Source organism: Oryzihumus sp., assembly GCF_054325275.1.
On record NZ_JBTCWL010000008.1, the window covers coordinates 64,058 to 76,383 of the forward strand.

Sequence of the window (12,326 nt, forward strand, 5' to 3'; positions counted from 1 at the left end):
GTCACTGCTGGCCGAGCACGTCGGCGAGGTCGAAGCTCACCGGCTCCTCGAGCTGCTCGTAGGTGCACGAGCGGGGGTCGCGGTCGGGACGCCAGCGCACGAACTGCGCGGTGTGCCGGAACCGCACGCCCTCCATGTGGTCGTAGCGGACCTCGACCACCCGCTCGGGTCGCAGCGGGGTGAACGACAGGTCCTTGCCGGCCGCCCAGCGGCTACCCTCGGCGTTGCGCGGCGTGCGGGTGCCCTCCTCCTGCCGACCCCAGGCCCACGGGTGGTCGTCGAACCCGGTGACCAGCGGCTGCAGCTCCTGGAACAGCTCCCGCCGGCGGGTCATCGGGAAGGCGCCGATGACGCCCACGGAGGCGAGGTCCCCGTCGGCGTCGTAGAGCCCGAGCAGCAGCGAGCCGATCGCGTCGGGCCCGCTCTTGTGCAGCCGGTAGCCGGCCACCACGCAGTCGGCGGTGCGCTCGTGCTTGACCTTGAACATCACCCGCTTGTCCGGGGCGTAGACCCCGTCGAGCGGCTTGGCCACGACACCGTCGAGCCCGGCGCCCTCGAACTGGTGGAACCACTGCCGGGCGAGGTCGCGGTCGGTGGTCGCAGCCGTGACGTGCACCGGCGCCTCGGCGTCCGCGAGCGCCCGGACCAGGGCCTCCCGGCGCTCCGAGAACGGCCGGCCAGTGAGGTCCTCGTCGTCCAGGGCCAGCAGGTCGAACGCGACGAAGCGGGCCGGCGTCTGCTCGGCGAGCATGGCCACCCGGCTGGCCGCGGGGTGGATGCGCTGCTGCAGCGCGTCGAAGTCGAGCCGGTCGCCGCCGGGGCCGACGAGGACGATCTCGCCGTCGACGACGCACCGCGGTGGCAGGTTGGCCCGGAAGGCCTCGACCAGCTCGGGGAAGTAGCGGGTCATCGGCTTCTCGTTGCGGCTGCCGATCTCGACCTCGTCCCCGTCCCGGAACACCACGGAGCGGAAACCGTCCCACTTGGGCTCGAAGCTCACCGCGGCCTAGGGCAGGTCCTTGACGGCCTTGGCCAACATGGGCGCGACGGGTGGCATGACGGGTAGGCGCATGGGCCCATTCTCGCCACCTGGCACGGCGTCGCGCGGCAGAAACGCCCCACCCCCTCGTCCTTCCGGCGTGCCGCGTCAGGAGCTCGAGTACGCCGGGCACCTCACCCGTCCTAGGCCACCTGTGGGATTCCTGTGCGGCGACCCCGGGAGGAGGCTGAGTCAGGTGTTGGTCCCCAGGGACGGGGTGGTCGCATGAGCTGGGTCCTCGCTTCGGGGTTGAAGATGGGAAGGCTTGTCATCGCCGCCGCGGTGGCGTTGCTGGTCCTCGCCCTGGTCCAGCTGCCCTCGGCAGCCGTGGACGTCTACCCCGAGTTCACCCCGCCCTCCGTGCAGGTGCAGAGCGAGGCGCTCGGCCTCTCGGCCCAGGAGGTCGAACAGCTCATCACCGTCCCACTCGAGCAGGACCTGCTCAACGGCGTGCCGTTCCTGGCCCACATCCACTCGCTGTCGATGCCGGGCCTGTCCCAGATCGACATGACCTTCGAGCCCGGCACGGACCTCTACACCGCCCGGCAGATGGTGCAGGAGCGGATGACCCAGGCGCACGCCCTGCCCAACGTCGGCACGCCACCGCTGATGATCCAGCCGCTGGCCGCGACCAGCCGGGTGGCGATGATCTCGCTCTCGTCGAAGTCGGTGTCCCTCATCGACCAGTCGATCCTCGCGCGCTGGAAGATCCGGCCCCGCCTGATGGGCGTGCCCGGCATCGCCAACGTCTCCATCTGGGGCCAGCGCGACCGTCAGCTCCAGGTCCAGGTGGACCCCAGGACACTCAACGCCAAGGGCCTCACCCTGACCAAGCTCCTGGAGACTGCCGGGAACGCCCTGTGGGTCTCGCCCCTGACGTTCGTCGAGGCCTCCACGCCAGGCACCGGGGGCTTCATCGAGAGCCCGTCGCAGCGGATGGCGGTGCAGCACATGCTGCCGATCACCACCCCCGGGGACCTCGCGAACGTCGCGGTGGAGGGCACGGGCGGCCTGCGACTCGGCGACGTGGCCACCGTGGCCGAGGACCACCAGCCGCTCATCGGCGACGCGATCGTCGACGGTGGCGCCGGGCTGGTCCTCGTGCTGGAGAAGTTCCCCGAGGCCAATACCCAGGAGGTCACCCAGGCGGTCGAGAAGGCGATGGCCGACATGGCCCCCGGCCTGAAGGGGATCACGGTGAACACCCAGCTGTACCGCCCCGCGACCTTCATCGAGGAGGCGACCCACAACCTCGGGATGGCCGCAATCGCCTCGCTGGTGCTGCTCGTGCTGGTCCTCGCCCTGGTCCTGTGGTCGTGGCGCGCCCTGCTCGTGAGCCTCCTGGGCATCGCCGTCCCCCTGGTGCTCGCGGCATACGTGCTGTTCCTGTTCCACACGACGATGACGAGCATGACCATGCTGGGCCTGGCGGTCGCCGTCGGCGCGGTGGTCGAGCAGTCCGTCAGCGGCGTGACGGGGCTACGCGCCCGGATCCGGGCCCGCGGCGGGCCGACCAGTGGCCGCGCCGGCGCCACGGCGGTCGTCGCCGAGGCCATGGCCGCGACCCGGGTCCCGCTCGTGACGGCCACCCTGGTCAGTCTGCTCGTCATCACGCCCATGCTGTTCCTGAGCGAGTCGGTGGTGCCGTTCACGCGGGCGGCCGCGGCGGCCTACGCGCTGGCGCTCGTCCTGTCCCTGGTCGTCGCGCTCACGGTCACGCCGGCACTGACGGTCATCCTGCTCGGCGAGCACGAGCGGGCCGGCGCGACCGGTCCCGTCGAGCGCTGGCTCCAGCGGACCGGCGACCGCCTCGCGCGCCGATCGCCCGCGCGTCGCGCGATCCCGCTGGCCGCCCTCGCCGTCCTGGCCGTGCTGGCCGTCGCGCTCCTGCCGCGGGTGGACCTGACCCCGTCGCTGCCCGTCCTGCACGAGCGCAACCTGCTGGTCCAGCTGCGTACGCCCTCCGGCACCGCGCTCGGGGAGACGGAGAGGATCACGGACCGGGAGGCCGCGGTGCTCAGGACGCTGCCCGGTGTCGCCGAGGTCGGCACGCACATCGGACGGGCCATCACCGCGGACCAGGCGGTCAACGTCAACGCCGCCGAGCTCTGGATGACCCTGGACCGCACGGCGGACGAGCAGGCGACCATCGAGCGGGTGCGCCGCGAGCTGGCGCAGTACCCCGGCGTCCGCGGCCAGGTGGTCAGCTACGCCCAGCAGACGGTCGACACCGCGTCCCGGACCCCGAGCGACCTCACCGTGCGCCTGTTCGGCATCGACGTCACCACGATGCGCGCCAAGGCCCGCGAGCTGCAGGACATGATGCGCGACGTGCCCGGCGTGGTGGGGCCCAGAGTCGAGCAGCAGCTGACCCAGCCCACCGTAGAGATCCAGGTCAAGCTCGACGCGGCGCGACGCCTCGGGCTGGCCCCCGGCGACGTGCGCCGGGACGCCACGACGCTGGTGTCCGGCCTGACCGTCGGCAGCATCTACGAGGAGCAGAAGATCTTCGACGTGGTGGTCCTGGGCAAGGCGACCACCCGGGCCAGCCTGCCGGGCCTGGAGGCCATCCGCCTCGACACCCCGTCCGGCAAGCAGGTGCCACTCAGCCAGGTCGCCACCGTGCGGCTGGTCAGCGAGCCGACGGCCATCGAGCACAACGGCGTCGCCCGCTCGGTGGACGTCACCGCGGGCATCAGCGGCCGCGACCCGGGCGCCGTCGTCGCGGACCTTCGGGCGCGGGTCGCCAGGATGGCGATGCCGCTGGAGTACCACGCGGAGGTCATCGGCTCCGCCGTCGACGACCAGGCCCTCAACCGACGTGAGCTGCTGTACGTCCTCGCCGTGCTGCTCGGTGGCGTCCTGCTCCTGCAGGCGGCCACCTCCAGCTGGCGCCGCGCGGCGCTGCTCACGGTGATGATCGTGCTGGCGTGCGCCGGTGGCCTCGTGACCGGCCTGGCCTTCGGGACCAACGGGTCGGTCGGGTTCGTGGCCGGCCTCCTGGCCGTCCTCGGTATCGCGAGCCATGGCCTGCTGGGGCAGGTACGCCGCTACCAGGAGCTCGAGATCGAGAGCGGGGACGGCCGGGGCAGCGCCGGCAACGGTGAGGTCACCGGCGCCGACGTCGTACGCCGGGGCACCAGCGAGCGCGTGCTGCCGGTCCTGCTCACCAGCTGTGCCGTGGCCGCGGTGTTCCTGCCGCCCCTGGTCCTCAACGTGGCCGGGCTCGAGCTGCTGCAACCCATGGCGGTCGCCGTCCTCGGCGGTCTGGTGACCTACGTCCTGACCGCCCTGGTGGTGCTTCCTGCGCTGTACCTGCTGACGACGGCCGGCCGTGGGCCGGCCCGTCCGGACGAACCGCACGTGACCGGTCCCGCGAGCGCCGCTGCGGCGCCGGCCGACGGGCGATGAACGGGAGATGGCCATGAGGTTGAAGGTGCTGATCGCGGCGGGCATCGTGCTCGCGGGGGCAACGGCCTGCTCGGGGGCCACCGCCACGGAGAAGGCCGTGGCCCCGCCGGCTTCCGTGGTGGCGGTGGTCGGCTCACCCGTCCCGGCGGTGCACCTGTCGTCGGAGGCGGCGAGCCGCCTGGGGCTGGCCACGGCGCCGGCTCGTCTGGCCGACGCCACCTCCCCGGACGGCGTCCGCTCCGCCCACCGGCTGGTCATCCCCTATTCGGCGGTGGTCTACGACCGCGACGGCAGCTCGTGGACCTACGCGCAGACCGGGGCGCTCACCTACCTGCGCAAGCCGATCACGGTCGACTACATCTCCGGGGACCTGGCCGTCCTCACCAAGGGACCCGCCGTGGGGACCAAGGTGGTGACGGTCGGCTCCCCCGAGCTGCTGGGCGTCGAGTACGACATCAGCGGTGAGGAATGACCTCCCCGGGGCGCGGCGGGCTGATGCGCCGCATCGTCAGCGGCAGCCTGCGCTTCCGGTACATCGTCGTCGCGGCGGCGGTCGCGATGATGACCGTGGGCATCTCGTCGTTGTCGTCGATGCGGGTGGACGTCTTCCCGGAGTTCGCGCCGCCCCGGGTGGTCATCCAGACCGCCTGCCTGGGCCTGTCGACCTCGGACGTCGAGCAGCTCGTCGCCGTCCCCCTCGAGCAGGCGCTCTACGGACTGCAAGGGCTGGACGACCTGCGCTCGAAGTCCGTCCCGCAGCTGAACTCCATCGAGCTCGTCTTCAAGCCGGACACCGACCTGTTCCGCGACCGGGAGCTGGTCCAGGAGCGGCTGGCCACGGTGATCCCCAACTTGCCCACCTGGGCGGCCCCGCCGGTGATGCTGGCGCCGGTCTCCGCCACCGGCCGGGCGATGCAGGTCGGCATGACGAGCAAGAGCCACTCGCTCATCGAGATGTCGATGATGGCCTACTGGACCATCCGTGCCCGGCTGCTGCAGGTGCCTGGCGTGGCCAACGTGGCCATCTGGAACGAGCGGCTACAGCTGATGACCGTCCAGGTCGACCCGCCGAAGCTGGCGGACCACGACGTGACCCTGGACCAGGTCATGCAGGTCACCTCGGACGCGGTCGACTCGGGGCTGCTGAAGTTCTCCAGCGGTGCGGTCATCGGCACCGGGGGCAGTCTCGAGACGCCGAACCAGCGGCTGGGCGTGCGCAACGTCCTGCCGATCACGACCGCCGCGGACATGGCCCAGGTGCCTGTCCGGGCGACCGGGAAGAGCCCGGTGAAGCTCGGTGACGTCGCCACGGTCGAGGAGACGAACCAGCCGCTCTTCGGTGACGCGATCATCAACGACACCCCGGGGATCCTCCTCGTCGTGGAGAAGCTGCCCTGGGCCAACACCCTGCAGATGACTCAGGGCGTCGAGGACGCGCTCAAGCAGCTCCAGCCCGGCCTGCCCGACATCCAGTTCAAGACGACGATCTTCCAGCAGGCCAACTTCATCAAGCTGGCCATCTCCAACCTCACCCAGGCCCTGGTCCTGGGCTTCCTGCTCGTCGTGGTGATCCTGGGCCTGTTCCTGTTCGAGTGGCGGGTGGCCCTGATCAGCCTCATCACCATCCCGCTGTCGCTGGTCGCGACGATGTACGTGCTCTACCTCCGGGGCGACACGGTCAACACGATGACCCTCGCCGGCATCGTCATCGCCCTGGGCGCGGTCGTGGACGACGCGATCATCGACGTGGAGAACATCGTCAGACGCCTGAGGCAGAACCGCCGGGCCGGCACCGGCCGGTCGACCGCGTCGATCATCCTCGACGCCTCCCTGGAGGTCAGGAGCCCCATCGTCTACGCCACGTTGATCATCGTGGCGGCGAGCGTGCCGGTCTTCCTGCTGCAGGGCCTGACCGGGGCGTTCTTCCGGCCGCTGGCGTGGTCCTACACGCTCGCGATCCTGGCCTCGATGGTCGTGGCCCTGACGGTCACCCCCGCCCTGACGCTGCTCCTGCTGCGCAAGGCCCCCATCGAGCGGCGCGAGTCCCCGGTCGTCAAGGTCCTGCAGCGCGGCTACACCTGGCTGCTGGCCCGGGTGGTCCGTCGACCGCGCCCGGTCTACGCCGCCTTCGGCGTGCTCACCATCGCCGCTGCCGTCATCGTGCCGCACCTGGGGTCGTCGCTCTTCCCGGCGTTCAAGGAACGCGACCTGCTCATGCACTGGGTGACCACCCCGGGCACCTCCGACGCGGAGATGGCGCGCTCCACCGCTGCCGTCAGCAAGGAGCTGCGCGCGATACCGGGGGTGCGGTCGTTCGGCGCGCACATCGGGCAGGCGCTGCTCGGGGAGGAGGTGGCCGGGGTCAACCTCGGCGAGAACTGGATCAGCCTCGACCCGTCCGTGGACTACGAGGCGACACTCGACAAGGTCAACGCCGTGGCCGAGCAGCACCCCGGCCTGTTCCGCGAGGTGCAGACCTACCTCGACGAGCGCATCCAGGAGGTCCTGACCGGCGGCAAGGAGCCGATCATCGTCCGTGTCTTCGGGGAGAACCTCGACGTGCTGCGGTCCAAGGCCGCGCAGATCCAGAAGCTCGTCGCCGCCGTCCCCGGGACGGTCGACGCCCACGTGGACATCTCGTCCGACGTGCCCCAGATCGAGGTCACGGTGAACCTCGCCAAGGCCCAGCGCTACGGGATCAAACCCGGTGACGTGCGCCGGGCGGCCTCGACCCTGGTGGCGGGCGAGGAGGTCGGCGACATCTTCCGCGCGGGCAAGGCGTACGACACGGTCGTCTGGAGCACCCCGAGCAGCCGGAACAGCGTCACCGCCATCCAGAACCTCACGCTCGACACCTCCTCGGGCCAGCGGGTGCGCCTCAAGGACGTCGCGGACGTGGCGGTCCGGCCGAACCCCAACAGCATCGACCGCGAGGGCGGTTCGCGGCGACTGGACGTCGGCGCCAGCTTCGAGGGCGGCGACCTTGGCTCGATCGTGCAGCAGATCCAGGCCAAGGTGAACACGGTCAGCTTCCCGGAGGGCTACCACGCCGAGGTGATCGGTGAGTACGAGGAGCGGCAGTCGGCCCAGCGCACACTGTTCGGATCCGCGGCCCTGGCCGTCTTCGCCATCCTCATGCTGCTGCAGGCCTCGTTCGGCCGCTGGAGGCTGGCCTTCCTCATCCTCGCCACGCTGCCGATGGCCCTCGTCGGGGGTGTGCTCTCGGCGTGGTTCACCGGCGGGGTCATCTCGCTCGGGTCCCTGGTCGGCTTCTTCACCGTCTTCGGCATCGCGGCCCGCAACGGCATCCTGCTCATCAACCACTTCCAGACCCTGGAGCGGGACGAGGGCGAACCGGTCGGTCCGGGCCTGGTCCTGCGCGGGGCGCGGGAGCGGCTCTCGCCGATCCTCATGACCACCCTGGCCACCGGGCTGGCCCTGGTGCCCCTCGTGGTCCTCGGCGACCGGCCCGGCCACGAGATCGAGCACCCGCTGGCCATCGTCGTCCTGGGCGGCCTCGTCACCTCGACCCTGCTCAACCTGCTGGTCGTGCCCTCGCTGTACCTGCGGTCCCGGATGCGGGAGCTCCGGCGCGCAGAAGCGGCCAACACCGGCTGAGCCCACGCGCCCCGAGGTATGCCGTGCCCCTCACCTGGAGGGGCACGGCATACCTGTATCTGCTTGTGAACACGAGGGATTGCCGCCCCGAGCCGCGGCGATGACAACCGTGGCCTACGCCATCTGCCTCCACCACGTGCATGACCCACCTGCGCCGTCGGCTGCCGACCATGTCCTGCCGTCGCCGCACCGGTGGCCGCACCGTCGGACGATCTCGGCCGTAGGAGGCGCACGCAAACTGGAGCACACCCACAGCTTCCCGGGGGATGCCCGACCACGGAATTTGACCTGCGAGGAGAGCCCATGCCCAGAACATCGCGCCTACGTCGCCGGCCGACCCTCGTGGCCGCGCTGGTGGCGCTGCCCCTGCTCGCCCTGGCGGTGCCGGCCACCGCGGCCACGGGCACCAAGGTCGTGCCACCCCCGCCGATGGGGAAGTTCAGCAACCCCACCCGCATCGACAACCCCTACTTCCCGCTCGTGCCCGGCACCGAGTTCTTCTACAAGGGCACCATCACCGAGGCCGGCACGGTCACCCCGCACACGGTGACGTTCACGGTCACCGACCTGACCAAGGTGATCAACGGAGTCAACACGCGGGTGATCCTCGACATCGACAACACCGGCGGTGAGGTGGTGGAGGCCGAGCTGGCCTTCTTCGCGCAGGACGACAACGGGACCGTGTGGAACATGGGCGAGTACCCGGAGGAGTTCGACAACGGGAAGTTCACCGGGGCGCCCAGCACCTGGATCAACGGGCTGGCCGGCGCCCAGGGCGGCATCCACATGCTCGCGCACCCGCGAGTGGGCAACACCTACACCGAGGGCCTGGTCCCGCGCATCGACTTCTTCGACGTGACAACGGTGTTCGCGACGGGCCAGCGGATCTGCGTCCCCGTCAACTGCTACTCCAACGTCCTGGTCACCCACGAGACCAGCCCGCTCGACCCGACGAGCGGCACCCAGGTGAAGTACTACGCGCCAGGGGTCGGGCTGATCAAGGTCGGCGCCATCGGTGGCGACTCCCAGGAGCGACTGGTCCTCGCCAGCCTGCGTCACCTCAGCGCGAGCGCGCTGCAGGCCGTGGACCAGCAGGTGCGCATGATGGACCGCCGGGGCCACCGGGTGAGCAACGTCTACGCCCGCACCGCGACGGTCCAGTAGGACCTGGCGTCCGGTCGCGCACTGGGCCACCGCCTCCAGCCGGCAGCGTCATCGTGGACGCTGCCGGCTGAGGGCCGTGGCCTCGATGAGGTCCGCGGCACGGCGGACCCCGTCGTGGGAGCGGATCTGCGCTGACACCTGGGCCAGCCGGGCGCGCAACGGCTCGTCGCCCAGGAGCCGGTCGATCGCGGCGCGCATCTCCTCCTCGGTGAACGCGTAGGTGTCCAGCCGCACGCCGAACCCGGTCTCCGCCATCCGCTGGGCGTTGTCGTACTGGTCCCAGAACAGCGGCAGGACGACCATCGGCTTGCCGAAGTGCAGCGCCTCCACCGTGGTGTTGTTGCCGCCGTGGGTGAGCACCAGGTCGACGAGGGGCAGGATCTTCGTCTGCGGCAGGAACTCCTGACCCCACATGTTCCCCGCGAGCTCGTACTCCCGGTGGCACGGCCCCGTCGAGACGATGTAGCGGTGCGGCGTGCGGGACAGGACGTCGACGAGGCGCTTCATCAGCCCGACGTCGGCGCTGCCCAGCGACCCCAGCGACAGGTAGACCAGGGCTGAGCCCTCCGGCCGGTCCGTGACCACGTCCGGGAGCGCGAGCTCTGCCTCGGTCGCGCGGACGCTCGACTCCAGGCGGTGCCACGTGGGGCCCATCGCCCGCGGGTAGTCCACGGCCTCGGGGTACACATAGAGGTTGAGGTGCTCCGAGGTGTGCACGAAGTCGAGGTCCGGCAGCGCGGGGGCGCCCTGCTCCTGGACCCACGCGTTGAACGACTCCCACAGGGGACGGAGCGTCCGCTCGCGCTCCGTGCGGAACGCGTCCCACCCGCCGCTGTCGCCGCAGGGCAGTCCGGAGAAGGTCGGCGGGACCTTGGGGCCGCGCACCTCGAGCGGGTTGCAGGACATGATCCGCACGTATGGCGCGCCGCCAGTGAGCAACGCAGGGAAGCTGACGACGTTGTCCTCGACGACGACATCCGGCCGCACCTGCGCGACGATCTGCCTCAGCCTGGGCTGGCAGTAGACGGCACCGTCGATGAGCGCCTGGAAGGTCGGCCTGATGAAGGTCTCGAGCTGCTCGATCGTGGGCTTGCGGAACTCGGGCGCGGTCTCGTGGATGAAGTCCTTCCAGAACCGGCCGGCGTCCTGCTCCCCGCCGGCCGGCCCCTCGCCCTCCGCGGGCGGCGACAGATCGACGAGCTCCTCCTCGAAACCCAGCGGGGCCAGCCGCCCCTTCCACGAGGCCTCGGCCGCGAAGACGACCCGGTGCCCCCGTCTGCGGAGCACGTCGCCGATGCCGATGCAGTTGTTGGTCGGCCCGTACGCCGACTCGGGCATGAACAGGATCGTGAGCGACTGCCGGCTCATCCACCTCACCTCCGGGCTCCGACCGTTCCAGTGAACGAGCGTCGCGCCGGCCCGTCATCGAGCAGAAGGACGGTCAGGCGCCTGGGCCCGCCAGGCATCGGGCCGCCAGGCATCGGGCCGCCAGGCGTCGGGCCCGTCAGGCGTCGGCCTGGTCGACCTTGCGGGCCCGCGAGGGCTGCACCCGCATCGGCTCGCCGGGCATCTTGGGGTAGTCCGGCGGGAATGGCATCTCGCCCAGCCCGCGCTCGTGGACATCCTTGTCCCACAACGCGATCGCTGCGGAAACCTCTCCGACCGCCGCGTCGATGCCCGCCCACGCGTCGCCGTCGCTGGCGACGATCCCCGGCGCGGTCCGGACGGTGAAGTCGCCGGGGGCCACGTCGGTCAGCGCCTCCCAGGTCACCGGCATGGACACCGGTGCGCCGGGCAGCGGGCGGGGGCTGTAGGCCGAGGCGATGGTGCGGTCCCGGCATGCCTGGTTGAAGTCGACGAAGACCCGCTCGCCGCGCTCCTCCTTCCACCACGCCGTGGTGACCAGGTCCGGCAGCCGGCGCTCGAGCTCGCGGGCCACGCCGATGACACCGTGCCGCACGTCGAGGAACTCGTGCGTCGGGCGAATCCGGGCATGGACGTGCACTCCCCGGTTGCCCGACGTCTTCACCCACGGCGTCAGGCCCAGCTCCTGCAGCAGCTCGCGCAGGGCCAGTGCGGCCTCGACGGCGTCGCGGAAGTCCCGGCCTGGCTGCGGGTCGAGGTCGATGCGCAGCTCGTCGGGGTTGTCGTTGTCCGCCGAACGCACCGGCCACGGGTGGAAGGTCACGGTGTTCATCTGCACCGCCCAGACCGCGGTCGCGACCTCGTCGACGACCAGCTGCGGGTGCCGGCGCCCTGAGGGGTAGGTGCAGGTCACCGTCCGGGTCCACTCCGGCACGCCACGCGGCGGGTTCTTGGAGTAGAACGCCTCCCCCTCGATCCCGTCGGGGTAGCGCTGCAGCGTCACCGGCCGGTCGCCGACCGCACGCAGCAGTCCGTCCCCGACGGCTGCGACGTACTCCGCCAGCTCCAGCTTGGTCACCCCGACGTCGGGCCACATCACGCGGTCCGGGCTGGACACCCGCACCTGCCGGGTCGCCCCGTCGGGGCCGGGCACCTCGAGGACCGTCGCCGCGCTCATGCCAGCCACCCTAGGTCCGCCTCCGCGAATTTGCGTGAAATATGCCATCCTGCAACAGAATTCAGACATTTCGGGCCCTAGTGTCCTTCGCGTCCCCGCAGTCCCCTCTCAGGAGCATTCCCATGCCCGCCGCCCCCGCCCTGCCCCGCTCCTCCTGGCAGGTCCTTGCCGCCTCGGCCGCCCTCGTGGTGACCGGCCTGATGCTCATCGACGTGCCGGCGGACTCCTCCGCCCGCGCCGACGCGGTCAAGGCGATCTTCGCCGAACCGGCCGGACACCGCGGCACCCCGCAGGCCATCGGCACGCAACCCTGACAGGCGCGCCTGTCCGGCACGGCCACGGCAAACCGGCTGGTATGCCGTTGCCCCGCCCGCCCGGGAACGTTCAGCCTGCCGGCAGGGTTGACCAGACCGTGAGCTGGTTCCGACGTCCCGTCAGGAGGACCCCCATGACCGACGAGCGCACCTACCCCGTGGCCCGCACCGAGGAGGAGTGGCGCGCCGAGCTCAGCCCTGCGGAGTACCAGGTGCTGCGCCAGGCCGGCACCGAGCG

General features: G+C 71.1%; 7 protein-coding genes and 1 pseudogene. 5 read left to right on the forward strand and 3 right to left on the reverse strand.

Going from position 1 to position 12,326, the window contains the following annotated elements:
- Position 1: 1 nt before the first annotated feature.
- Positions 2-1,072: pseudogene (locus ACXVGS_RS03490) on the reverse strand (ATP-dependent DNA ligase).
- Between the two features lie 192 nt (positions 1,073-1,264).
- On the opposite strand from ACXVGS_RS03490, the gene ACXVGS_RS03495 reads away from it, so the two are divergent.
- From ACXVGS_RS03495 to ACXVGS_RS03510, 4 genes are all read left to right on the forward strand, one after another.
- A complete protein-coding gene (locus tag ACXVGS_RS03495) occupies positions 1,265-4,450 on the forward strand; it encodes an efflux RND transporter permease subunit (protein WP_458536622.1) in 3,186 nt (1,061 codons plus the stop codon).
- 13 nt (positions 4,451-4,463) lie between these two features.
- Positions 4,464-4,922: a hypothetical protein gene (locus ACXVGS_RS03500; protein WP_458529716.1), complete on the forward strand. Its 459-nt coding sequence runs from the start codon at positions 4,464-4,466 to the stop codon at positions 4,920-4,922.
- On the forward strand, positions 4,919-8,068 hold the full coding sequence (locus tag ACXVGS_RS03505; RefSeq protein ID WP_458531651.1) for an efflux RND transporter permease subunit: 3,150 nt from the start codon (positions 4,919-4,921) through the stop codon (positions 8,066-8,068). The genes ACXVGS_RS03500 and ACXVGS_RS03505 overlap by 4 nt, the downstream gene beginning before the upstream one ends.
- 303 nt (positions 8,069-8,371) lie before the next feature.
- The gene (locus tag ACXVGS_RS03510; RefSeq protein ID WP_458529718.1) at positions 8,372-9,232 is read left to right on the forward strand and encodes a hypothetical protein; all 861 of its coding nucleotides are present in this window, start codon (positions 8,372-8,374) and stop codon (positions 9,230-9,232) included.
- 48 nt (positions 9,233-9,280) lie between these two features.
- On the opposite strand, the gene ACXVGS_RS03515 is transcribed toward ACXVGS_RS03510, so the two are convergent.
- Complete coding sequence (locus tag ACXVGS_RS03515) at positions 9,281-10,600, reverse strand: glycosyltransferase (protein ID WP_458536623.1); 1,320 nt, start codon at positions 10,598-10,600, stop codon at positions 9,281-9,283.
- A 136-nt stretch (positions 10,601-10,736) separates the two neighbouring features.
- Positions 10,737-11,774: a non-homologous end-joining DNA ligase gene (gene ligD / locus ACXVGS_RS03520; RefSeq protein WP_458536624.1), complete on the reverse strand. Its 1,038-nt coding sequence runs from the start codon at positions 11,772-11,774 to the stop codon at positions 10,737-10,739.
- Between the two features lie 122 nt (positions 11,775-11,896).
- Here ligD and ACXVGS_RS03525 point away from each other — a divergent pair, with 122 nt between their 5' ends.
- A complete protein-coding gene (locus ACXVGS_RS03525; RefSeq protein ID WP_458536625.1) occupies positions 11,897-12,088 on the forward strand; it encodes a hypothetical protein in 192 nt (63 codons plus the stop codon).
- The last annotated feature ends 238 nt before the right edge of the window (positions 12,089-12,326 follow it).

Coding starts and splice junctions, on each gene's coding strand:
- ACXVGS_RS03495 (WP_458536622.1), top strand. CDS start 1,265: ATGAGCTGGGTCCTCGCTTCGGGGTTGAAGATGGGAAGGCTTGTCATC.
- ACXVGS_RS03500 (WP_458529716.1), top strand. CDS start 4,464: ATGAGGTTGAAGGTGCTGATCGCGGCGGGCATCGTGCTCGCGGGGGCA.
- ACXVGS_RS03505 (WP_458531651.1), top strand. CDS start 4,919: ATGACCTCCCCGGGGCGCGGCGGGCTGATGCGCCGCATCGTCAGCGGC.
- ACXVGS_RS03510 (WP_458529718.1), top strand. CDS start 8,372: ATGCCCAGAACATCGCGCCTACGTCGCCGGCCGACCCTCGTGGCCGCG.
- ACXVGS_RS03515 (WP_458536623.1), bottom strand. CDS start 10,600: ATGAGCCGGCAGTCGCTCACGATCCTGTTCATGCCCGAGTCGGCGTAC.
- ligD (WP_458536624.1), bottom strand. CDS start 11,774: ATGAGCGCGGCGACGGTCCTCGAGGTGCCCGGCCCCGACGGGGCGACC.
- ACXVGS_RS03525 (WP_458536625.1), top strand. CDS start 11,897: ATGCCCGCCGCCCCCGCCCTGCCCCGCTCCTCCTGGCAGGTCCTTGCC.